General features: G+C 52.5%; 23 protein-coding genes. 1 reads left to right on the forward strand and 22 read right to left on the reverse strand.

Annotation, left to right across the window (positions count from 1 at the left end; genetic code table 11):
- From PsW74_RS29265 to PsW74_RS06745, 22 genes are all read right to left on the reverse strand, one after another.
- Positions 1-610, reverse strand: a 610-nt coding sequence (locus tag PsW74_RS29265) for a phage tail tape measure protein (RefSeq protein ID WP_208987875.1), incomplete at its 3' end; no start/stop codon positions are given.
- 164 nt (positions 611-774) lie between these two features.
- Complete coding sequence (locus PsW74_RS06650; RefSeq protein WP_063288687.1) at positions 775-1,086, reverse strand: phage tail assembly protein; 312 nt, start codon at positions 1,084-1,086, stop codon at positions 775-777.
- A 75-nt stretch (positions 1,087-1,161) separates the two neighbouring features.
- Complete coding sequence (locus PsW74_RS06655) at positions 1,162-1,671, reverse strand: phage major tail tube protein (protein ID WP_063288686.1); 510 nt, start codon at positions 1,669-1,671, stop codon at positions 1,162-1,164.
- Between the two features lie 23 nt (positions 1,672-1,694).
- Complete coding sequence (locus PsW74_RS06660) at positions 1,695-2,927, reverse strand: hypothetical protein (RefSeq protein ID WP_063288685.1); 1,233 nt, start codon at positions 2,925-2,927, stop codon at positions 1,695-1,697.
- A gap of 76 nt (positions 2,928-3,003) precedes the next feature.
- The gene (locus PsW74_RS06665) at positions 3,004-3,501 is read right to left on the reverse strand and encodes a hypothetical protein (protein WP_063288684.1); all 498 of its coding nucleotides are present in this window, start codon (positions 3,499-3,501) and stop codon (positions 3,004-3,006) included.
- A 1-nt stretch (position 3,502) separates the two neighbouring features.
- Entirely contained in the window at positions 3,503-5,281 is a 1,779-nt protein-coding gene (locus PsW74_RS06670) for a hypothetical protein (RefSeq protein ID WP_063288683.1), read from the reverse strand.
- A gap of 12 nt (positions 5,282-5,293) precedes the next feature.
- Positions 5,294-8,485, reverse strand: coding sequence for a DUF4815 domain-containing protein (locus PsW74_RS06675; protein ID WP_063288682.1), 3,192 nt, complete (start codon positions 8,483-8,485; stop codon positions 5,294-5,296).
- Between the two features lie 11 nt (positions 8,486-8,496).
- A complete protein-coding gene (locus PsW74_RS06680) occupies positions 8,497-9,606 on the reverse strand; it encodes a hypothetical protein (protein ID WP_063288681.1) in 1,110 nt (369 codons plus the stop codon).
- Positions 9,603-10,451 carry a baseplate J/gp47 family protein gene (locus tag PsW74_RS06685; RefSeq protein WP_063288680.1) on the reverse strand — a complete coding sequence of 283 codons (849 nt, stop codon included), beginning with the start codon at positions 10,449-10,451 and terminating at the stop codon, positions 9,603-9,605. Before PsW74_RS06685 ends, PsW74_RS06680 begins: the two co-directional genes overlap by 4 nt.
- A 7-nt stretch (positions 10,452-10,458) precedes the next feature.
- A complete protein-coding gene (locus PsW74_RS06690; protein WP_063288679.1) occupies positions 10,459-10,830 on the reverse strand; it encodes a hypothetical protein in 372 nt (123 codons plus the stop codon).
- The gene (locus PsW74_RS28835) at positions 10,827-11,000 is read right to left on the reverse strand and encodes a hypothetical protein (RefSeq protein WP_193775955.1); all 174 of its coding nucleotides are present in this window, start codon (positions 10,998-11,000) and stop codon (positions 10,827-10,829) included. Before PsW74_RS28835 ends, PsW74_RS06690 begins: the two co-directional genes overlap by 4 nt.
- A gap of 22 nt (positions 11,001-11,022) precedes the next feature.
- The gene (locus tag PsW74_RS06695) at positions 11,023-11,559 is read right to left on the reverse strand and encodes a hypothetical protein (protein WP_063288678.1); all 537 of its coding nucleotides are present in this window, start codon (positions 11,557-11,559) and stop codon (positions 11,023-11,025) included.
- 4 nt (positions 11,560-11,563) lie between these two features.
- On the reverse strand, positions 11,564-12,298 hold the full coding sequence (locus PsW74_RS06700; protein ID WP_063288677.1) for a hypothetical protein: 735 nt from the start codon (positions 12,296-12,298) through the stop codon (positions 11,564-11,566).
- 6 nt (positions 12,299-12,304) lie between these two features.
- A complete protein-coding gene (locus PsW74_RS06705; RefSeq protein ID WP_063288676.1) occupies positions 12,305-12,691 on the reverse strand; it encodes a hypothetical protein in 387 nt (128 codons plus the stop codon).
- A complete protein-coding gene (locus PsW74_RS06710) occupies positions 12,691-13,734 on the reverse strand; it encodes a major capsid protein (protein WP_063288675.1) in 1,044 nt (347 codons plus the stop codon). The genes PsW74_RS06705 and PsW74_RS06710 overlap by 1 nt, the downstream gene beginning before the upstream one ends.
- Before the next feature lie 49 nt (positions 13,735-13,783).
- Positions 13,784-14,170 carry a head decoration protein gene (locus tag PsW74_RS06715; protein ID WP_063288674.1) on the reverse strand — a complete coding sequence of 129 codons (387 nt, stop codon included), beginning with the start codon at positions 14,168-14,170 and terminating at the stop codon, positions 13,784-13,786.
- A gap of 26 nt (positions 14,171-14,196) precedes the next feature.
- On the reverse strand, positions 14,197-15,528 hold the full coding sequence (locus PsW74_RS06720) for a S49 family peptidase (protein WP_063288673.1): 1,332 nt from the start codon (positions 15,526-15,528) through the stop codon (positions 14,197-14,199).
- Positions 15,521-17,140: a phage portal protein gene (locus tag PsW74_RS06725; protein WP_063288672.1), complete on the reverse strand. Its 1,620-nt coding sequence runs from the start codon at positions 17,138-17,140 to the stop codon at positions 15,521-15,523. The genes PsW74_RS06720 and PsW74_RS06725 overlap by 8 nt, the downstream gene beginning before the upstream one ends.
- A gap of 16 nt (positions 17,141-17,156) precedes the next feature.
- On the reverse strand, positions 17,157-17,393 hold the full coding sequence (gene gpW, locus PsW74_RS06730) for a gpW family head-tail joining protein (protein ID WP_063288671.1): 237 nt from the start codon (positions 17,391-17,393) through the stop codon (positions 17,157-17,159).
- Between the two features lie 12 nt (positions 17,394-17,405).
- On the reverse strand, positions 17,406-19,424 hold the full coding sequence (locus PsW74_RS06735) for a terminase gpA endonuclease subunit (protein WP_082830498.1): 2,019 nt from the start codon (positions 19,422-19,424) through the stop codon (positions 17,406-17,408).
- A complete protein-coding gene (locus PsW74_RS06740; protein WP_063288669.1) occupies positions 19,336-20,115 on the reverse strand; it encodes a hypothetical protein in 780 nt (259 codons plus the stop codon). Before PsW74_RS06740 ends, PsW74_RS06735 begins: the two co-directional genes overlap by 89 nt.
- 225 nt (positions 20,116-20,340) lie before the next feature.
- Positions 20,341-20,904 carry a hypothetical protein gene (locus PsW74_RS06745; RefSeq protein ID WP_063288668.1) on the reverse strand — a complete coding sequence of 188 codons (564 nt, stop codon included), beginning with the start codon at positions 20,902-20,904 and terminating at the stop codon, positions 20,341-20,343.
- A 44-nt stretch (positions 20,905-20,948) separates the two neighbouring features.
- On the opposite strand from PsW74_RS06745, the gene PsW74_RS06750 reads away from it, so the two are divergent.
- Positions 20,949-21,995 (forward strand): DUF2971 domain-containing protein, encoded by a 1,047-nt coding sequence (locus PsW74_RS06750; protein ID WP_063305820.1) that lies wholly within the window; start codon positions 20,949-20,951, stop codon positions 21,993-21,995.
- Positions 21,996-22,049: the final 54 nt, after the last annotated feature.

A 22,049-nucleotide genomic window follows, 5' to 3' on the forward strand; every position in this document is an offset into this window, starting at 1 on the left:
CGTATTGTTTGCCTACAGACCCCACACGGCGCATAAAGTCGAGCAGATCAGGAGCAGAACTTGCGGAGGTGTTTGACAGGTGGTTGATTGCATCTGCCAGCTCTCCAGTCTCGCTCACGGTCAGCCCTAGAGCAGTCTTGATCTTCGCAAGGCTCTCGCCTGCTGTGCCGGCACTTACATCAAAAGCAACACCTACCTTTGCCGCCATCTCCGCAAACTGGGTTAGCTCATCCCCGGCCATACCGGCCTGACCTGCTGCAGCCACGATGTCAGCAATCTGGGAAGCTGTCATTGGCATGCGCGTTGACATGTCGATGATGTCTTTGCGCATCTTCTTGAAGCCCTCAGGGCTATCAAAATCAACGACCTTCTTCACGTCCGACATGGCGGACTCAAACTCCATGGCAGACTTTACAGGGGCAGCGATGGAGCGGGCCAGAATATAACCTGTCCCGACCGCACCGAGCATTTGCCCCTGCATTCGGTTTAGCTCTCGTCTGTTACGATCAGCAGAGGCCTGCATGCCCTTCATGGAGTTCGCAATTGCGCGCGCAGGACCGCTTGCCCGGTCTAGAACTGAAATGACCAGCTTGGAGGTTAAAACACCCATGACATTCTACCGATTTGGAGGGGGAGCATTTTCAGCCTTGAGCACACGTCCAAGGCTGGAGACTGTTTCTAAAAAGAAATCAATCTCCCAGTTCATGACCACATCAACTGGCGTGTGGAGCCTGCGCGATACCGCGACAATCAAGTCACGAGAATGAGGCGCGTCTACCCCGTCAAGTACTCGTCTCTCGCGTCGAGCTGCTTCAGGGTCAAGACACCCTGCTTTCCCATAAGGGGAGCGGCACCTCGCGTGACTTTCTCTAGGTCTTCAACATCAAGGCGTTCAATCACTTCCAGATCGACACCGGCAAGTGCTGCCAGTAGCGCGAAACCGGCTTGCTCTTCGTTCGAGTATTTCTCGCCGATGAGCGTGTCACCAGCACGCATGCGCCGGAAGGACAATGAGGTGATTTCACGCCCGTCATGTTCAAAAGGGTAATCCAGCTGAACCGCTGCTGTGGTTGCTTTCGTGGTCAATTGCCGTGTCCTTAAAGCAAAAGAGCCCCCAGCAAGGCTGAAGGCTCTGAGAGTTACGATGAGTGGTTTTGTGACTTAGAGGCCAAGTGCGCGCTTGCGTTCACCATCTGTTGGATCAGGCCGCATTTCACGTTCCCAGAAATCCCAATAGAACAGCTCTTTGCCATCTAGGATGAGTTCAACGTGGGTGACTTCCTTGAATGCCAGGTTGCAACCTGGCAGATCATCTGCGCCCATTTCATCAGGTTCCCACTCCATAAGAGTGGCATAAATGAAGCCGCGGACAGGTAGCCAAAGGTTGCCCGGCATCTGGCGATAGTTGCCAGCAAAAACCCACTCTTCGTGCTTACCCAATTTTTCAAGCAGCTTGTTATCAAGCCCTTTGTGTTCGGCTTTGGGCTCAAAAGCTTCAGTGCGCGGTTTACCGAAGTCTACGGCACCAATACCGCCACCGGGGTTGTGGTTGACCGTTGTGTATTTGAAGGCAGGCAGAACAAGCTTGCTCAGAATGTTTGCGCGGGATTCGTCCGGTTCACTGACCAAGCGCAGGTCAATGTCACCGTTAATCAGCATAGGGCGCTGCATGTGTGGTTCTCCAATAAAGAGGATTAAACAACAGCGCGCAAACGCGCCAGAATGTCTTTGATCAAGCCTTCGGTTGCGGGGCGATAGCGGCGCAGCTCAAAATCAGCCCGCTTGAAGGCGCTTGCAGTTTCCTGACCAATCTCAAGCTTGATGTGACCAAGCTCGATGGATTCAGGCTGGTTCTTATCTGCGGTGAACATCTCGGAGGCTGGCGTATAGCCGAGGATATGCTCGTTTTGCTTCAACCCACGCAGCTCACCAATGATTTCACGGACCCAGCTTTCAACCCGTTGCGCTGTCATCTTCTTGCCCAAGTGGCGCCGGGTGATCTTCATCATCTGTGTGACGATGTAGTCAGAGCCGCGCAACTGATGCAGCTGCGGCCACATAGCGTCGGTCTGCGCCATGTCAGTACCAAGGAAAGTAAAGCCACCATCAGCAACCGCGCCATAAACGCCAATCTCTCCTTCCGCAGCAATCGCCACATCAGCAGCGAGTAGGCGCTGGCCTTCCTTAGAGCCATCAAGGAAGTTGAAAGGGATTTTCCGAGATAGACCGGCAAGGCCAAAGATAGGCTCGTTGCAGATTGTCTCGAATGGCATGTTGCCATTGTTGGTATCTGCACGAACGATCAGGCCAGCAACACGGGATGCCATAGGGCGAGTAACGACCGCATCACCTTCCCAGACACGCGCAGCCACACCAACCGGCATCAAGCGACCTGAAGCCATAGTTTCGCGTGCGTCAATGGCATTGTCTGCGCTGGTTGGGTCAACATCTACCGGTGCAACAGCGAGGATCTTGCCGATGTTCGCTTCCAAATCTGCCACAACTGGACTGACTGTATCCAGATCAGGACGCCATGCAGTTGAACCAGCAACCACAATGCCAGGTGTTGCATTGACCGCAGTAGGGATCTCAGTAATCGAGTTGATGATAGCAGCGATTGCAGCAGCGCTGGCCTCAGGGGTCGCTCCCTTTTCTGCTCGAACAATGGTGACATCAGCAGAACGGTCAAGCTGGTTGAGCTGGTCCTGAATCCCGCGAATATGATCCCGCAAAGGGCCGGTTCCGAGAGCTGCAACCGCGTCCTTGTCGCTGGACGAGATGCGCTTTGCTGTATCAATTGGAAACTCTGTGCCAGAAGCATCATCAGAGCTATCGATCACCACAACTTTGGATAGATCGCCTTCAGAAACCGGAAACGGATCATCCGATTTGTAAGAGAATTGCATGCCGATTGTGGGCGCGCTCATAGACATTTCTCCATGAAAAAACCCGCTCCGGGGATACCGTGCGGGTGGGTTAAGTCTTGATTGATTGGAGGGCTGGTTAGCTCAGCTCTTCCATAGCCTCAGATAGGGTCTTGGTCAGATCCCATAGGATGTCTTGTGACGGGTCCGGAACCGGGTCGAGCTGCTGGATTTGAGCGGAGCGGGTTACGATACTAGCGCGGTACTTGATTGCTGCATGATAGAGCGCTTGCACCTTCTCGCGAGTATCAAGCACGAGCAACACGCCTTCAGCAGTAACCGCCTTCACTTGAGACGCCTCAGGCAGTCCAGCATCAAACCCGTCCAGCATTTCACTCAAGCGACCAACCGACTCCAGATCTGTTTTGAACTGAGTGCCGTTAATCTGGGTGCCTGTTTGTATCCGCCGCTCAGCTTCTTCAGAAACATCAGTCGCCTCAAATGTGCGTGGAGGCTCTTCGTATAATCGCCAGTTCCCCTCGCCAAAGTTTTCCTCTAGCCACTTGGTATCACCATCAAAAACAATCGTGTTTTCGACTTCACCGGTGTCACTATTCAAAATGTCATAATCAGGCACATCAATACTCCCAAATCACAACGCCGCCTTTGCGTGCGGCACCTATTGCACCAGTACCCCAGAAACTAGCCGGGGTTGTCGGATCTCCGCCGTTTCCGTCTCTCCCGCGGGCTACTGTCGTTGTGAATGCTGCATCATGCCCAGATGCATTGCCGTTACCGCGAACACTCAAGGTGTGACCGTCATATTTAAATGTGCAGGTCTTCGTTTCATTGCTTCCGATAGAGACGGTTCCGGTGCTTGGACCGTCGCGCAGATCAAAGATCTTTACAACGGTAGCGCCCGCATATCCGGAGTCATTATTGTACGAAGGTCTTCCTGAAGCGGTCAGAAAGACCACGGCTGTTTTTGATTTAGAGTGCTTTGTCCATGTTCCGGTACTACGCGCAGTTACCTTCAAAGGACCGCCGCCACCGAGTCCAGCTGCTTCCATTTTTGACGCCAGATTACCTTCGTCAATGGCCTCTTTGCCATCAATCAAGGTTTTGCCGGTCAATCGGTTTTCCTGAACACCTTCTTGGACGATACCGACGCGTTTTTTGCCATCCCAGTTACCATCATAGTTTTGATAGAGCGCAACCGGGTCGTTTTCGATTGTCCCATCATCATAGTCCATGTGGGTGTATATACCGCGAGCATCGCCCACTCTCGCATTAGCGTGGTTCGGGTTGATGCCAACATGCATACCTACGCAAACGCCTATCCGGCCCGAACCGTTGAAAAAGGAGTAACTCCTTGCTCCATAGGCATAATCAACACTCCCCGTGGAATTGGTATCAGTTCCACACTGAGAGTACGAACCTCCCATGCTTCGAACTTTAGAAGAGCCGCGATGTCGAGTCGACAACACCCCCCCAAAAGCTTCGTACGTTTTTCCTTGCGAACCGCCGTCAATATACGAGAAAGACTTTAACCCGCGTTTTGTGAAGCGCTTGCCGGTATCTTCAGAAGCATTAGCTGGAGCATATTGCTTGTTTTCAAGAACCAGACTGTCGCTAAATCTGTTTGCAGAAATGTTTTCTGTGTTTTCTGACATGTTGCGATAACGCGCTAACCATCGGTCAGAAGATTTCATGGACCAGTCCGTATCCAACAGGTCAAGGCGCTTCGCTACGAATTTTGTATTCCCCACGGACTTGTAAGGACCATCAGAAACAAAGTGCCATGCATTGTCGCTATCATCATGCCAAAAGTGGTCAATGTTCTCACCTGATCTATCGGCAAATTCACCTTCTGAATCATTCGCAATGATGGCTTTGTTGTTGAGATATAGATCCCCAAGAACCGAAAGCGCTTTTCTGAACTTAGCGTTCTTCGTTGCATCAGCGAATTTATTGAGATCAGAAGCCTTTGCCAGTGTTGCAAGTTTGGTTGAAAGACCTTGAACATCACCTATCGGGTGTTCGTGATCCCCACTCGCCAGCTGCGACACAATATTATTGATCTCCGCGACTGAATAGCCGCGCTGCCCCAATGACCACTTTCCTGCAATAAACTGCAAGATGGAGTTTTCAGGAGCATCCGTCACATCAACATCAGAAAGATCATTGAGTTTGTGCGCGTGATTGGCCAAGGCAAGCAGGGCTAATGCCTCTGCCAGTCCATTGATCTTGGCCATCTCATGAGAATGTCCGGCAGTAGCAAGGCTCGCCAAAGTGACTGCAACCTCACCCAGGCGAGCATCAAATGCTTTCACGAACTCATTGATCTTTTTATGATCCTCGGAGACATTCTCTTCGCTGTCGAGCAGTGGCAGGTTTAGATTTGGCGTTGTTTCCATTGATCACTTCTCCTAGATGGTCGCAACTGCACGCAGGTCTTCCAGAACCGGCCTTGCCTTCGGATTGCCAGTTATGGTGATTTTCACGGCTGTCTGGCTGCCAAGGTTTTGGTCCAGTTCATAGGTGGCATCCACTGTGCCCGCCGCATCCAACACTTCACCGGTCTTGTAAGGAGCCTCAACAAAATCTCCTGAACTGTTCTTCAGGAATACTTTTGCTGAGGCGCCATTTGGTAGAGTTCGTTTGACCCGAACCGGGAAGCGGCTTGCATTGCCGGTCTGGAAGGCAACGCCGATATAGTCAGCGGTTTCAGCAAGCTTACCTGCCCGTACCTGAACACCGGGGAAGAGCCGAGGGCTTGCGGTTCTGGTCCCCTTCAAGATTGCTGCAATACTGACAGTTTCCTTCACCCATTCATCGAACTGCACACCGGCATAGGCCGCTGTCCGGATCTTTGATCCATCTGCACGAGTGATTTCAAATGTAATGGAACACCCCGTTTCAGGAGTATCGACAGCCGCCGCAATCATCAGATCAGAACAACGATCCAGATCCACGTTCCCCAACTCGACGCGCTTGGTGGTCTGCGTAAACTCAGCCGCATCTACGCCGCACGTCAGGTCAGAACCATGCACCGGAAGATAGGTTGAGTTGTTCGAGCTCTCAATCTCTGTGCCGACGGTGTAAGGGTTCACACCGAGGAAGCTCTGGTTTTTCTCGTCAAACTCACCAAGCACCGCAGCTGAGATCGAATGCTCATTATCGGGAGTGATCGCAATGAACGCATATTCCCGCGTAGAAAGCAGATAAGGCAGAGATGGAAACGGACATGGTGTCCACTTATTCAGCTCTACCTTGGACATGTCGATGACAGCTTGAGCAAGAATTTCATCAGTAGGAAAACCCGCTCCATTGGTAGCCCGCAACTCAACCACAACAGGCGTGTTTGGATTACCGATCTTGCAGAACCAGAGCTTTACTTGCGCAATATGCCTGTTACCCGCTGGCAAGCTAAAGGTTTGCCCTCTTGGATCGCGGTTTCGCGTAATGATGCGCGTCACCGTGATAATCTGAGGCGGTGGTGGTGGCGGAGGAACGAGAACAAGTGTTGTTACCCGCTGCATTGTTTGAGTGGTGACTTTGCCCTCACCCACAAAGCGAGCAAACGCCTCAGAGCCACCCACACCAAATGCTTCAACCAGCTTCTCACCAGCTGCATGCTTTTTGGCTGGAATGCTCAAGGTAAGCGTTAGCTGTCCATCACCGGCAGCCGCTGGTTTTTGCGCTGGCGTCATGTCCACATTATCAAACATAATGCGGTCAAGGATCTCTCCCCCACCGAAGCCTTCAATCGTGACCGTGATATCAATTGCCCGCAAAAACTTGGCGTTCTCTTCAGCAGTCCCAACCACCTGTTGCTCAGAGGTAGAAGAGGCCTCAGGCCCGAACACCTCATGGGTCACATCAGACGCCCAAACCTCATCAACATCTGTCCAGAAGTCCTGTGAGGGCTCCAGCTTCATTGAAGCCGGGAATGGTTCATGACTGGCAAAGCGGTTGATCAGCTTACACGTGGTGCTGAGCGGCTGATCAATCACATTTTCCAGCTTGTACGGAAGCATCTCCACGCCCGTGTTGTTGAGGTCATGGATGGTGACGTCCAAGGGCAGCGTGAGCATTCCGTTGCGGACTGCTGCGTTTTGCTGAGCGCCAAGATCACGCCAGCGATCATCGGCAAACGGATCAACAAAGATCCCGCGCTTTGCAGCTGGTTCCTTGTCGTGAATATCAAGTTGCAAGCGGTTCAGAGCAATCAGATCGCGAGAACTATTGAGGAGCTGCACAACCTCCCAAAGCTTGTCATAAGTGATGTTGTGAGTGCCATCATTCTTAACCAAAGGCAGCCCGTCAAAGTCGTTGTAGACGGTTGCCAGTTTCAAAAGGTTGTCAGGGGTTTGAGGAGCAACTGCACGTGCAGAAGATTGGCCTTCCACATAAACAGCGTTTCCGGTCTGATCCAGACAAACCAGATCTACACGCGGCAGCTTGCGCTTATAAATTACGACCACCTCGCCGCCCGTGCGCCCACCTGTCAACTCGATATCATGAGCCGATACGGTCACAGGCTGAACAGAGTCCCGATAACGATATTTGCAGTGATAACTGGACCCGGGTGATGGCTCATCTCCGGCCAATGACCAATCAACCTTATCGGCAGTCAGCTGGTAGTCAGTACCCCTCACGAATGTTTTGCTGCCTTGTTTGATCTGAACGATCTCTTTCAGGCTGTCATTTTGGAGTGTATCGGAGCCGTTGATAATCTGGCTGCGTGTGACATCCTCCGTGACTTCCTTTTCAAGCTGAATGTTGACCAGCTCATCAATCGGCCCATAGTGGAGGCGAAACTTCTGCTTCTTGTTGGATGCAACGGTGTAAGTGTGCTGCTCACCGTCAATCTGGAAAGTGTCCCACTTCTCTTCGATCTCAAGGCGCAAGGCATGCTCACGGGAACGTTTGAAGCCTTTGATATTGCCGGTGCCCGCGGCAATGGAAAAGACCACATTGCCGTTAGATTTCTCAATTGCAGTTACGCGGCACCCCTCATCAATGTAGTTGCCATTTGCTCCGAAATCCTGCGCCGCAGATACCTGCGCAACCTGGCTCATTTCGGCAGGCGGTGTCTGGTCTAGCGGTGTGCCTTTTACCAATGTGTAAACCGGGTAAAGCTGGCCTTCTGCGCCATCTCCTGCATAGCCCCAGACAAGGCGGGTAACGATCCTTGAAGCCCCCTTCTCGCCTTCCGCTTCTGTACCCGGCTTCAAGCCTGCAAGCGTTGGGTCATCCTCGGAGTTGATTACGGTAGAGCTTACGCGCACACCGACAATCAGGTCAGTAGTCAGATCGACACCTTCCAGAACAGCTGCACCAACCGGACGCACATCGCCTGCCACATAGACAGTCCCACCACCAAGAAGGATTCTGCTTCCTGCCCGGTCAATCTCAATGGCCGCGCCGGACTTACGATCACCATCACGAGAGACAGTATTGCCAATGCGCTCAGACTGGCGGCGTGCAATACCGAACGCATCATTAAGATCGGTTCCGGTGATAAAGACTTCCTCAGGCCAGACAGCTGCGGAATCGTTCGGGCGCTCAGGCGTACGGTCAAACGCGCCTGGCACGAGTGGATGTTCAAAAGCCATTTGAGTGGTCCTTATGCGAAGCTCAGGAGAACCTTTACGCGGGTGCGCTTGGTGAGTCGCAATTCAGTTGTAAGCGCCTGCGAGCAGACAGCTGCAAACGGTGTTTCGATCTGGTCAGGAAGAAGCCAACGCTTTCCTTGTGGCTGGTCCGGCTTTGGTGTGGCTCCAAACAGCAGAGCGGCGGAGGCACATTCCTCGCCTGCCCCTTCCCCAAATCCGGCGAGCGCTTCCACATAAACGCGCTGCCCTTGATCGTGGGGAGTGATCTGCTCAGAGCCAATCTTGTAGGTGATGCCGGGGGCAACTTGATGCAAAGCCTTAAAGCGCCTTGCCCCAATCATAGAACCATCAGCACGGTAAAAGCCCATGTAGCCACCGAGCAGAGCTGTTTGGCGGGCCATAACACGCAACTTAGCGCCAACACCCAAATCCTGCCACGAGGTTTCAACCTCGCTCCATGGAGCTGCCAGTTCTTCCCAAGTCACACCGCCCGAAGAGGTGTCGATATAAACGCCGATTGCCTGCTTTTCAGCAGCGGTAAGCGCCCTTTGAAACTCGTGGGTGGTGCCAAAGCTCCATTTGGTTGGAACCTCTCCCACCCGTGCCCCGGAATGCGAAGACAAAAGAGCATTCCCAAGTTTTGAGTAAGACAGCTCAGCTGCGCGGATATCATAGCCATTGAAGGCCCGCATGACTTTGGTGCGCCGGGAAACAGATAGCCCGACAACCCCGGCAATGCGCGGCAGATCTTCTTCACTGCGTGGGAGCCGGTCCAGTGCCAGTTGATCCCAATGCCATTTACGACGCCTGCTTGGCGCCTGTTCCAGGAGCCCACCATAGTCGATGAAGCCAAGCCCCTTGTAGACAGCTGCTTCAAAGCCGCGAATGCGCAGCCATTCAAGCCCCTCATCATAGAGCTGGTAGATGTTGTCTACATAAGGGCTTAGGATACCCAGGCCCGTTTCCTGTATCAGGTGCGGCATGATGCGTGGCTGCGGGTTTTGCCATTTCATACCCATGTTGGTGTAGTGCTGGCGAACGACCTCAAGGCCTTCGTGATTGGTCTGCGAGATCGCCCGCATCCAAGGCGTGGCGTTGGCCGGCAAAAGAGTTTCAGTCATCGCCCGCGCCCCATGGAAGTGATTGAGATTGAACCAAGCGCAATGGCCTCATTTGGATCCGCGACCACATCCACGAAAGGCGCTTCCACAATCACGTTGTTAATCCCGTCCCCCATGACCGTATTGATCAACCATGCTCTTGTGAGATCAAGGCCAAGCCGCTCTTCTGCCTCCCACGCAGCCCGCAGTTTTGCCTCCAGCGCTTCCAAGGCAGAATTACGCGCATGCTCTTCAAGTTGAACCTGAAGGGCCACATCAATGGTCTTGGTCACAGCTGAAACGACAATGAACCGGTCAGAGGTGACTTTGTTGGTTGGCTGGATCAGGTGCCCCAGAACAGTTTCAAGAAGTTCATCGCTTGCATGTCCTCCCGGAACGGCTGACAGCACACCGACATAGAGCGTGGGATCAATCCCGTTGTCCCAGATGGCGACACCCTTCACATCAAGATGGGCATCCATGGAAAGCGCTTTGTATCGCTCCTCAGGACCGCCACCAGAACGCCCGACAATGTGAATCTTGATGCGTGTGCGAAACCGCTCATCTTGTTCGCTCTGCATGCGCGTAACGCCATAAAAGACCGCCAACACATCAAGCGCCACGCCATAAGCGTAGTCCACGAAGTAGAGAACAAACTTCTCATTCCCCAGCTGCAGAAGATAGACCACCAGATAAACCAGTTCTTCCTGCAAGATTTTGGCGGGGTCTGTTTCAAGGCCTTCTACGGTCCATGGGATTCCGGCTGCATCAAACTTGGTTTTCAGGCGGTTCAAAGATGCTGCAAGGATGGCCTCATAGTCGATGTTCTCGATCAACTCAGGTGGTGGAAGCTTGGTCTGGCTCATGAAGCCCTCACAGAACTAGAAAGGAGCGCTCCCCTTCAATGGTGAAATCACCTTGATGAGCGCGCGGCATAAAATCACCAATGACCTGGAACTGTGTTTCCCCTTTACGCCGGCCTTCAGGAACTTCGCGTGGGATCAGTTTCTTCACGCAATAGCGCGGTTCCCAAAGCTCGCAAGCTAAAGCGATGGAAAAGGCGTAAGCGATCAAGGTGTCATTGGAAGTATTGCGGCGAATAAGAATGGCAGGAACAGGTGAGCCAAACTCCTCGCGCTGAACGCGGGCGCCGACTGGCGTGGGCAGGATCTCTTCAGCAATGGACTGAACAGTATGCTCCCACGCACTTAAAGGCTTACCTGTGTGCCTGCAAAGTCCGCTCATTCGTCCTTGGGAGCTAACTTTTTCGGAGCAGGTGTTTTCATGCGCTCAAGTTGGCCGAGCGCTTCCCAAGGACTTGCCTCCTCTTCACTCAGCTCCAATACCTCGCCCGGTTTAACCGGCTTGTCACAAATGCGTTTGCCTGCCTTCTCAGTTACTTTCCAGTGCGCCATGCTTGTCTCCTGTTTTAATAGGTCAACTGACCGGAGTGCCCGAAATGGCATTTCCAGGTGCGACTTTGTCGTGTTTGTGAGTGTGATCCACCGGAACGCCGTGGGATTTGAAATATCCGCCCTCGTGCTCAAAGTTCCCGTTCAGGAGTATCTTGTCCGGTGTCAGAATGATGCTTTGAGATTCACCCACATGCATCTCAAGGTGATTATCTCGCATGATGAGCCGCGTTGATCCGCGCTCAATCATGAGTTCATCCGGGTGGCTTGATGGGCTTTTATTCTTCCCGGTAAAGGGAGAATTCGAAGCTGTCAGCTGGCGCGCATCACCGCCGCGCCTGCGCAGTTCAACAGCCTGACCAACGGAGGGGGTAATGCGAAACTTGAAGTTGCCTGCCATGGGGAACGCCCATTCCGCTTCTACCGGATCGCCGCCTTCATCCCGCTTAACCATGACTGTTTCCGTGGCCGGGTCATAGGCTGTCACCACACCGTATTCAATCATGCGATCGACCTTGCGCGACAGCTTACGGATCATCGCAAAGATTTCATTGAATGCCATGGGCTCAATCACTCTCTGGAGGTTCGTTCGTTCTGACAAAACCGTCCGAGTGAGGCATATGAAGAAGGCGCACTTCTGGCTGGGAAAGACCGGCAAGCTCCACCGGATGCACCCATGGCTTGGCCTCACCATATTCAAAGCGAGTTCGGATCAGTTCTCCAACTGTGCGCATCCACGGCATGTCAAAGGCCTCTAATGCTCCCACAGCGGCATCCCATGAACCAGTAAGTTTCGTGCCACGCTGCGGGCCAACAGGAACTTTGAGCGGGAACAGCAAGCGCCTGGTTGCCCGTGGAACCCCACGCCCATCAGAGCCGCATAGAGTTTGAATGGGCCCACGCAACTCGCAGAACTCACGCCAGGCATCGCTCATTGAGTTTTCGATGTTGGTGAGTGCTGCGGCGATATCATCCTCCACCATATCGCAGGCAAGCTCTGCTGCCCCATCCGAGGGTGGTGCTTCAATATCATAAGCGATGATTGGCCCGTCTTCGGTTTCACGAACTGCGCTGACACTCTTAATGCCGGCTGCAATGTCGATCACCAGATCCAGCTCCATCTTACGAGAGAGCGGACGCACGCTCTTTTCTGTATAGATGATGGCAAACGGCTCTTTCTGCTCACCGCGAAATGGGCGATCAGCAGGAATAAACTGACTGTCAAAAAGGTTAGATTCCGGCAACACCGAGCCGCGCAGAGCGGCAATCGTCAAAAGCCGGGTCACACTGCGAGCAAGCATGGTGCCTCACTGTTTTAAGGATATCTCCAGAACGATCCAGCCATCTTCAAGTTCCCCCTTTGCGGTGACCTTGTATTCACGGCCATCATTCAAGCTTTTCAGGAGATCTCCGTCAGTTGGATGGCGGTGCCCGGCAAGATCGGGCAAATGAATGGAAGCGGTGATCGTGTCATCGACAGCACTGGAGCGAAAATCATTTCCGCCCTTACGACCGTCTGACGTTTGAGTATCAGAATGAAAAGCAAGGTCAGCTCGGATCTCGTGCTGGAACTCCTCACCAGGCAAGTCAAAAGTGCTTCCGGTCTGCCTCATCCCGGTCCACAAAAAAGGCTGACCGAATGTCTCGGCCAGCCTTTTTGTTTTACGCTCAAAGCGTTTGTCGAACCCGTCCATCAGGCACTGTAGGTTTCAACCAAACACTCAGGCTGCTTGGAAACGGCAATCCGATTGGATTGTGTCTCAAGCTCAAAGCCTTTGCCATGCTTCAAGGGCTCAATGGAAAGGAGAATGGTGTCCTCTTCCGGCATCTCATTGATGTGGTCCATGTGATAAGCAGAGCTCTCATATGTTCTCATCATATTCTGAGTACCAGTTGGATATGCGTGGCCTTTCTTACTGGTGATGTTAGGCACGCTTGTGATTTTACCGTCTTCATCTTTGACCGGAAGCGAACCTTTGTACTCCCGCCAAAGAATACCGCCAAACTCAAACACACGCCCATAATTTCCGCCCATCATTGAACGGGTCAGCTCTCGGTGCTCACTTGAGTTCTGCGCCTGGAGCCAGAACTTTTCAACCTTTGGGTGGCTGATAAGCTTTTCAAAGAAATCTGGAGCGCAAATATTTTCAACACCGGTACTGGTTTCACCTTTCAGGTTGCTCTGAATGTGATCAATGACCTGTTCGCATTTGGCTCGCACATCGGTGTCTTCTTTACCCAACTCAAAGTTGACACGTTTCTTGGTAATGTCGAACGCATCAAACAAATCGAGTAGAGCAGTGCCTTCACCGTCCATAATCTCACCGCGAAGCATCCCCAATCGCAGGAACTCCAACGTGATCGAATGGTTTGAGCGAATACTCATCAACTTCTTCAAGATCTCACGATCCAGAGAACGCGGCTCAATTTGACCGTTGAGGACTTCAACAAGGCTATCAACATCATCAACCAGGATCTGCTCAAGAAACGGGAAATGAGGGATCTCGATAATGATACCCTTTTCCTTGCTCTTCGTACCTGTCTGACCGGGTTCGCCACGCTCACGCGCTGCAAGAACATGAATAACACCGTCCTTGATGTCCAAACGCACGAACTTCGACCGTTTGGGTTCAAACGGTGCGAGATTCAACGCATTCAGTAGCCCATACTTATTAGGCAGCCGATTTACTTCACGAGTGAGGTCAACACCCGTGTACGGCATAATCAGATCTTCCATTTGGAATCTCCGTTGATTGTTTGAAAAAATAGAAAGCAGTTAGGCTGGGCTAGATCAGCTTGATACCTTTGCCTTGCATCGCTTCACGCAATACTTTCTTAGCGGCATCATCTGCACCTGCCGGCCAAACGATTTCAGTGCTATCGATGATAGCTGGCCCATCGGTGAGAGCAGGCACACGAACACCTGTCTGACCAGACAGCACCTGCGCATTTACCAAGCAAATACCCCAAAGGGTTTCACTTCCATCACTGCCATCCAGGTTAAGTGGCACGGCTTTCTTATTGACGAGAGCAAGTAGGTCTCCGATCTCAAGCTTTAGATCAGCGACAGGCGGGGCAACCGTAGCGCCTTCACGGCAATACTTGCTTGCAACCTCATATTTCAGGAGCGTTGAAAGCTGCTTGGGACCGCTAAATTTGATCACTCCAGGCATTGTAAATCTCTTTCTTAGAAACGCGATTAAGGTTTCAGATGAGAAGACACCAGCTGGCTCAACCCGCCTTTTGGCTTCTCAAGTGACTGTCCGCCATCAGGCTGCACATCAGGTGTGTTAGCTTCCAGCCCGCGCTTATGTTGCGTGAACTGGTCAGGCCCTGCATTGTCAGTATTTGTCCGGGGTTCAGTTGTGGCCTGTGGTGCAGCTGCCAGCATCGCTTTGGCAGCATCGACCGAAAGGCCTTGTTCGACCGCAACCATTGCAAGGGCTGCGCGACCCTGGGCTTCTTCCAGCCCCATGATGCCGGCAGTGCGTTCGCGTTCCTGGATCTCACCGGCCTGCACACCCTCGGCGTAAGCTGAAGCTTTCAAAGCCTCAACCTGCTCGCTGGTCATGGTGAGAGCAGCATCATCCTTTTGGGCCAGCGGCCCATTTGGTTTGCTCATTTTTGAGTTTCCTTGAAAACCGCCGCTGCGCGACGAAATGTGGAAGGAAAGACGCTCCAGAGCCTCTTCAAAAGGTCCGGTAGCATCTATAAGGCCAAGTTCGATGGCCTTTTCACCTGAATAAGTTCGCGCTTCAGTTCCCCGAACCGCTTCCTCACTCAACCCGCGCGCATTCGCGACGGTTGAAACAAATGTCTGATAGGTTTCATCAATATCACCCTGAAGATCAGCCCTTGCAGCATCAGAAAGTGCAGCGTGGCTGTGTCCATCCACTTTGCTGGCACCGGCATGGATGAAGGTGAACTCCCGCCCATCCTTCTTGTCCTTCTCAGCTTCATTGATGTGGAGAACAACAACGCCAACTGAACCGATGATCCCTGACGGGATTGAGATGATCTCCTCACACCCACAAGCCAAGGCATAACCAGCTGAAGCCGCCATGTGATTGACATGGGCAACAACTGGTTTGGTTTTGGAGAGCTCGCGAATGAGAGCCGCGGTTTCAAATGCGCCAACAGCTGCACCGCCAGGACTATTGAGATCCAGCAGAACACCATCAACATCATCATCCACCATGGCCGTGCGCATCAACGCACTAATGCCCTCATAAGAGACAAGGCCGGAGTTTGCATTCAGATATGCGCCCCGGTTAACCAGAGCACCATTGATGGTGATGATCGCTTTGCGATCGACAACCTCATAACCTGACTTTTGGAACTCAGAACCAGTCGTTCCAAAGAAGCGATTGGCCTGAGGTCCAAGATCATTCTTAAGCGCCTCAATGGATGGAGCTGCCAGACCAACACGCTCACCAAGAACTGAAGCCAGAACCTGAGCCTTGGTTGGCTCAACCAGCAAAGGCGTGAGCAAGAACTCCTGCGCCACATGCGAGAGAAATGCTTCACTCATCCTTCTTGTCCTCTTCAGGGTCTTTTTCCAGCGGGCCACTTCGAATGCCCTGCATGCGTGGATGGGTCAGACCACGCAAAGCGTGATCATTGATTTCCCTGTCCAGCTGTTCCATGTGATTTTCGTAGTCGATACCACGCTCAGCCAGGTCATCGGCCATCGTGATACGGCCCAATGCCAGATCAATCTCAGCTGCTTTTGCATCCTTGTAAGGATCGGCAGACCCACGACCAGGACCAAGCCAGCGGCCCTTGCAGTAGGCGCTTTTATTGGTCCAGAATGGCACGGCATGAGCTGGCACTTTGATCTTGCCTCGGCCAATGCCTTCTTCGATTACCGCTGCGAACCACGGCTTCACAAAACTGGAGACAAACCCCGTGCGCTCTGAAGTCAGGCCGCGCCAGACATTGAGCATGGCACCTCGCCAACCGGAGTAAGAAAGCCGCGAGTAATCACCCGTCAGCCATTCCACGCTCACGCCGAAAGCGCTGGCGATGTTGCGCAGCGCTGCCATCTCAAAGCTCTCGTAATTGCCTGATGGACGCGCAGGATTGGTGAAGTTGACGGATTCCCCGACAGCCAGTTGGCTGAGCCGCACACCAGGAATCTCGATCGGGTGTTCCTTGCGATACATATCTCGATTGACTTCCATGCCATCCAGATACTTGTTCAGCTTTGCTGGTCCTGCCTCGTCATCCTGCAAGAGTTCAGAAATCACGTTGTGATCAGCATCTGACTGGATGAATGCTGCCAGCACAGCATTGAGGGTTGCGGCCTGAAGCTCGGCTTCATCAAACTTGCCGAGCTGACGCAGTTTTTTGACGATTGGCGCTAAAGGTGATCGACCGCGAATTTCTCCAATATCACCAGCTGTGAAGTGATGCAGAACCCGCCGTGATCCATCGCTGTTAAACTTTGGAACCCGTATGGTTTGATAGCGTTTTGTGGTCGCACTTCGATCATCCGGGTGCACTTCGCTGAAATGATAGAAAAGAGCCTCCCCATCCTTGCCAAGCTCTATGCCATCACGAAACTGAGGCGTGGGCATCGTGCCCATAGGTTGCCGCATCCGCGCACTGTGAATGAGCTTGATGGCTGTGTGGCTTTGCCCGCCGCGCTCACGCCAGCATATGGTTCCAATCGCATCACCTTGCTGGAGCCAATGACGAACCGCCAAGGCCATGAGCCCAGCTCCATCAAGCCGCATAGTGGCATCACAACGATGCTCGATATCATTCACATGCGCCCGCCAGTAGCTTTCAATCTCATTGGCAAGTGCGGTTGCTTCGTCATCATTTAAACCAAGCGCTTTTGCATCTGGCTTGGATGAGAACGTAAGGCCTGTACCAATGATGCCATCAATCTTCTTCGTAATGGCTGATGTGGCCCAAGGGTTATTGCGTGCAAGATCCTCAACACGCGGCATCATGCCTGGCCGGTCCATGGAAATGGCGTCTTGCGGTGAAGTGCGAGGCGGTCTCCAGCCAGACATCACCTGATGTTTGTTGTCAGCAGCCTCGAACGCGCGTCCAGATCCCATACGGGCTGCTGGACGTACGCTTTCTAGCTCATTGCCGTGCACGTCAATGAGTTTGGCTTTGGTCGCAGCCATGGATTACCTCAATGTTTTAGAAAGTTACCGCCCGGCTTCCCCGCCCTGAACGTGGCCTCATGCCAAGCTGATCCCGCAGCTCATTGATGTAGTTCTGCAGGTCACGTTTGTTGGCTGGCTTGAACTCGATTTCACGTCCAGAGCGATCGCGCATCCGCACTTCACTTTCGCCCAACTTGAGCCGATGCAACGCATCTTCTGCCTCATCCAGGCGCTTTTGGGTCTTCACCCGTTCTGCCTCTGTCAGCTGCATGTGCTGCACTCCCTAGGTTGTCTTGGCGAGCTGCGATCGCCGCGCTGCGCGCTCGGCAAGCATGCGCTCGCGTTCGCTCAACTTCACATCGCCTTTTGCTTTGCTCTGTGTGATTTCAGGCTTTGGCTCTGGGGCTTTTGCGGGCTCGGGTGTTGGGGCTGCAAGTCCAAGCAGGTCTTCAAAGTCGCCTTGAACATCCGGTAAGGGTGTCGTCAGTTCAGCTTCCAGAACATCCCAGTCCGCATCAGTCATCCGCCGAACACCAGAATGGATCGCAGCTCCATCCGCATAGTTCATCATGTCGAGAACCTCGTTGCGATCGCGCTGCTTCTTCCAAGCGTAAACCTTGATGCCCTTCTTGTTCTTCTCGCCAACCCACGCTTCGGCTGTGAGCTGCTCGTAAAACTCGTCTTCAAACCCGGCAGGAAATGCAACCGCGTTGCGTTGATCCGGGTCTTTGCAGGTCCGTAAGCTGCGATAGAGCGAAAGTTTCATCTTGGAGACGGCAAGGTTGTAAAACCAACCGTGCCAGGGTTTGCGCTTGGACTTACGCCCTTTGTCGTTGACGTCTTTGCCAACAGCTTCAATCATTGGAACTTCATGAGCCTGCGCACCGCGAACCATTAAAATTTCAGATTTGCGCAACTTGGCTTTCTTGATCCAGTCAAACACATCCTCAGTCGAATAGTTGCCATCGATCGCCGTTTTAAAGATCGGCAAGTCGTGTCCATAAGGATTGCGGAACTTCCGTTTCATGATTGGCTTGAGCTGGGTTCTCGCCTCATCCTCTGAGATGTGCCCATGGATGACACCATGATCCACGACAAAGGTGCGATTGCCGCGCCCATAGGCCCGAACGAGCCATTCCACACGATCATCCTGACAGTCGATACCAAGAAACAATCGGTAGTAACCCGCTGGAACTCTGCCACGCTGGTGGCCAGTGTCATCAGCTGTGTTCTTCAGCGTCTCCCAGTCTGGAACAGAGCCTTCAACCACCAACGGCTCCCCAAGGTCATCATTGTGGAAGCGTTGTAGTTTTTCCGTATCCCCATTCGTTGAGAGGAAGCTGTCAGCGATACGTTCAAAAGAAGCGAGCGGCGAGTAAGCAGACCACAAAAAGAAACTGCGATGTTTGCGCAGCATCTTCGGATTGTGAGCAATCCACTCACCCTTTTTCATCATCTCCGAGCGATGGTGTTCCTCGATCGGAAAGCCACATTCAACGCAATGGAAGCATGCCGTTGCCGTGTTCTCTGAATCTATTTGCTCTTTGAAGTTCTCCCATTCAAGGATCTGCTTGTGTTCGCATTGCGGGCAAGGAACATAAAAGTATTCTTGGCTGCCCTGGTTAAAGCTGGTGGTGATCCGACAACCCGGCCACAAAAGCGGAGTTGAGTTTTTAAAAATCTTGGCAAAGAGAAACGACTGGGCGCGGCTCTCAGCTTGGCCTTCAGGGTCGCCCGCATCGTTGTTGATCCATTTTGCAAGGTCATCAAGCACGATGTTTTTGCGGCTTTCCATAGAAAGCGAAGCACCCGAATTGGCACCGGAGATCAGTAGGCTGGCAAGTCCATCCTTGCTGTCTTTTCGTAAGACCGTATCGGTGGCTTCCTTGGAATTGCGCGGAAACTTCGCCCGAATACTCGGAATATCATTGGCAAGAGGTTCAAACTTGGATTTGGACCAGCGCTTCGCATTTTCAAGCGTTGGTGTGATGTACATAAAGTCACCACCCTGCACATCTAAAGATGCCATGGTCCAAATCAGCGCAAGAATTGTCCCCCCAAGCTGTGCGCTTTTCTTAAATGAGACAGTTCTGCAAGGCTCCTCTGGCGACAGTGCCTTTAGGATCTCATTGAAGAACGGAAACACATCCGGGTTGTAGTAACCTGGAAAGTCGCTGCGCTCAGGTCTAAAGAAAACATTCTTTTGCGCCCATTTAACATAATCGACCGGAGGTGGTGGCATCGCTGCCGCTGCCGCCGCTGCTCTCAGATGGTGGCGAGGATTGGCCAGGTATGTCGCCATGTTCTCTTTCCACCAGATCTACTGGCTCTTCCAGATCCGCATCCATGTCTGCGTCCTGTTCAAGCCGTTTATGAATGCCTTCTCGCACTGATCGGAAAGAGCGCATCAACGTATGCTGCACATCGCGCCCGGAAACTCCAAATTCAGAAGATAAATCAGCTGCGAACTGTTTCAGGCCGCCTTCGAAGCTGCGCATGATCTGCGTGACAATGCGGGCCATTTCTGCATTAGCATCTTCGGTGCGCATGAACTCACCACGTCGCAGCAGCCGCTCTTCAAGATCATCCTCTGCTTCACGCTCCAGCTTCAAACGCTTGAAGCGCTGGATGGCATCGGCATCTTTTTTTGTCTCATCCAACGCGCCGTTTGCTGAAGCGCTTGGTCTGGGCGCCGGCACTTCCCCTTCCAGCTTCATCGCGTGCTGTACCGGAGCCGGTTGTGCTTGCGCAGCCGGTGTGTGCTGGGTGGTGTCGTTAGCCAGCTGCGTATCTTTGCCGTTGCCAAGACTTTGCCCGACATCGCGACGGCTATACACCTGCTGAACAGCCAGGTCCGCGTTGATCTTCGCGCGGCGCCCCTCCCCCACTATTGCGTCTGGGCTGATCTTGCCCTCATTGATCCACTGCGAAACACGGGCAGGTGAAACATCGCACTCTCTTGCAAACTCACTCTTGCTCACCAGCCGTGTCATCTGTGCTTCATCCTGAGTTTTGTTCCGGCCTCCATTCCGGCCCGCATCGATCGGCGTGCCAGCTCCTTGACCGCTCCGCTCTTCAGTCTGCTTTTAAGTTTTAAGGGTGCTTTTAAGGCTTTTTTTTAAGCGACTTAAGCACGAACCCCCGCGGTGCTGCGGCCCCGTCTAGGGCTGGAAGGCGCCCAAAGGACCCGCGCCATGCAGGGCGCATGGGTCGAGGGCTCAGGCGGCGATCGAGGCCAGGAGCTTGAAAGCCTGGTCCTCAATCGCCCGTGCCGCTGCATCAGCTGCTTGTTCGAGTGCTTCGGAGTTGCCGCGCTCTACCTCGCGGTTGGGGTTCATCCCCCAAAGCTCGCGGATCTTCTCTTTGTTTGGGTTGCTATCCATACGCTCACCAGCAATCCTGCGGAACACGCCGCGATGCCCGCTCTTGGTAGTGGCGAGGAACGTGCCGCGATGCAGTCCCCAACCTGGTGCAACCACACCCGCTGATGTTTGCTGCAATCCTCTCTGATCGCCGAGGCGAAACCAACCCGCGTTAAATAATGCGCTGCGCCCATCGCTTCCGGCATTTACAAACACCGTACGAACTGTCCGGCGCAAGCGCGCTTTGGAGATTTTGTAGTCAGAAAGGTCCTCGGCCAATTCTTCCAGATAGGCTTCGCGGCCTTCGCGCAGCGCATACTGGGTGGCACGTGCCAAACTCTTAGCGGAGACCTTCTCGCCCGTTGCATTCAAGGCTCTGGCGAAGTTCTCCAGGTGCTCATCGATGTCTATTTCAATCATGGTGCACCTATTAATTACGTTCATTAAATGCGAAAATTTCCGAAATGAAGGGAAGTGCAATCGGCAGAATGAGCATCTTGTATAAGTATTACGGTTTTCAAGCTGGCTTATCAGCCATTGAAAACTTAACTTTGGGGTTTCGTAAACCTCGAAATTTTAACGATATCTTTGAAACCAAGATTTGGCGCTTCCAAGAGTTTGAGCAGATCAAGTTTTCTGACAAAGGTCACAACGATCCATTCTTAGACGAACTGGGTGTTCTATCGTTGTCTACAACCGCCTTTGATCCTCTAATGTGGGCACACTATGGAGAAAACCACGAAGGATTTGTTGTTGGCTATGACCTACAATGCAGCCACCTAAACCAGCACACTATTCTTCCTGCAACGAGAGGAGCAGCAAATTATAGTACTCCGCTGAAGGTCGAAGACGCTGTAAGCGCGTACCGCGAGTGCATAAACTACGTTTACACTGGAGGTGAAGGAGAACTATCAAGCAATGCAGAAGCGGCTTTTCATAACATTCTTCTAATGAAACAGCCCTGCTGGACATATGAGTGCGAGATCAGAGCTATCAAATGTATCCAACCTAAAACTCTAACTGCAATGGAATGGCAGCATCGTTCTGGGAATAACTTCGAGTCGGTATTTCAAAGATATGCTCCCAGAAAAGCACTGATAACGGTGCCAGGATTGCATCTTTATAAGATCGAACCAAAGGATATTAAAGAAATCTACTTTGGTTATCGGAATCCATTAAAAAAACGCGAGGACTCCGCCGAAATTCTTCCAAATACAAGCAAAAACGCTCAAGAATACCAATGGAAGAACTTTCATCTCAAAATTCATCCAGATGGAGTTTCGTTACGGGCGGAGGAGCAAACATCTCCGATAGAGCTTTACTATCCTTCCAAGCACGTAGACCGAATAACCAACATCACTTCAACTGAGCTGAGGTCTATTGCAAAGCATATCAATGAAAACCCTAACTGTGATCCCATCGTCGTTACAACCTATGGCGATGGCCAAACTGAAATCACTAAAAAGCAAGACCTAGCGCCCGGCCCAGAGTTAGCAAGCTCACAAGCATAAACAAACAAACCGCCCTGAAGGTCTTCCCCTCAGTGCGGTTTTTTGGTCGCTGTT

This window comes from Pseudovibrio sp. W74, assembly GCF_001623085.1.
In the GTDB taxonomy this organism is placed as follows: Bacteria; Pseudomonadota; Alphaproteobacteria; order Rhizobiales; family Stappiaceae; genus Pseudovibrio.

Excerpts from the sequence above, each read along its gene's own strand:
- PsW74_RS06690 (WP_063288679.1), bottom strand. The coding sequence starts at position 10,830 with ATGAGCGGACTTTGCAGGCACACAGGTAAGCCTTTAAGTGCGTGGGAG.
- PsW74_RS06700 (WP_063288677.1), bottom strand. The coding sequence starts at position 12,298 with ATGCTTGCTCGCAGTGTGACCCGGCTTTTGACGATTGCCGCTCTGCGC.
- PsW74_RS06695 (WP_063288678.1), bottom strand. The coding sequence starts at position 11,559 with ATGGCATTCAATGAAATCTTTGCGATGATCCGTAAGCTGTCGCGCAAG.
- PsW74_RS06655 (WP_063288686.1), bottom strand. The coding sequence starts at position 1,671 with ATGCAGCGCCCTATGCTGATTAACGGTGACATTGACCTGCGCTTGGTC.
- gpW (WP_063288671.1), bottom strand. The coding sequence starts at position 17,393 with ATGCAGCTGACAGAGGCAGAACGGGTGAAGACCCAAAAGCGCCTGGAT.
- PsW74_RS06670 (WP_063288683.1), bottom strand. The coding sequence starts at position 5,281 with ATGGAAACAACGCCAAATCTAAACCTGCCACTGCTCGACAGCGAAGAG.
- PsW74_RS06715 (WP_063288674.1), bottom strand. The coding sequence starts at position 14,170 with ATGCCTGGAGTGATCAAATTTAGCGGTCCCAAGCAGCTTTCAACGCTC.
- PsW74_RS06725 (WP_063288672.1), bottom strand. The coding sequence starts at position 17,140 with ATGGCTGCGACCAAAGCCAAACTCATTGACGTGCACGGCAATGAGCTA.
- PsW74_RS06740 (WP_063288669.1), bottom strand. The coding sequence starts at position 20,115 with ATGACACGGCTGGTGAGCAAGAGTGAGTTTGCAAGAGAGTGCGATGTT.
- PsW74_RS06685 (WP_063288680.1), bottom strand. The coding sequence starts at position 10,451 with ATGAGCCAGACCAAGCTTCCACCACCTGAGTTGATCGAGAACATCGAC.
- PsW74_RS06675 (WP_063288682.1), bottom strand. The coding sequence starts at position 8,485 with ATGGCTTTTGAACATCCACTCGTGCCAGGCGCGTTTGACCGTACGCCT.
- PsW74_RS06745 (WP_063288668.1), bottom strand. The coding sequence starts at position 20,904 with ATGATTGAAATAGACATCGATGAGCACCTGGAGAACTTCGCCAGAGCC.
- PsW74_RS06660 (WP_063288685.1), bottom strand. The coding sequence starts at position 2,927 with ATGAGCGCGCCCACAATCGGCATGCAATTCTCTTACAAATCGGATGAT.
- PsW74_RS28835 (WP_193775955.1), bottom strand. The coding sequence starts at position 11,000 with ATGGCGCACTGGAAAGTAACTGAGAAGGCAGGCAAACGCATTTGTGAC.
- PsW74_RS06680 (WP_063288681.1), bottom strand. The coding sequence starts at position 9,606 with ATGACTGAAACTCTTTTGCCGGCCAACGCCACGCCTTGGATGCGGGCG.
- PsW74_RS06720 (WP_063288673.1), bottom strand. The coding sequence starts at position 15,528 with ATGAGTGAAGCATTTCTCTCGCATGTGGCGCAGGAGTTCTTGCTCACG.
- PsW74_RS06750 (WP_063305820.1), top strand. The coding sequence starts at position 20,949 with ATGAAGGGAAGTGCAATCGGCAGAATGAGCATCTTGTATAAGTATTAC.
- PsW74_RS06735 (WP_082830498.1), bottom strand. The coding sequence starts at position 19,424 with ATGGCGACATACCTGGCCAATCCTCGCCACCATCTGAGAGCAGCGGCG.
- PsW74_RS06705 (WP_063288676.1), bottom strand. The coding sequence starts at position 12,691 with ATGGACGGGTTCGACAAACGCTTTGAGCGTAAAACAAAAAGGCTGGCC.
- PsW74_RS06710 (WP_063288675.1), bottom strand. The coding sequence starts at position 13,734 with ATGGAAGATCTGATTATGCCGTACACGGGTGTTGACCTCACTCGTGAA.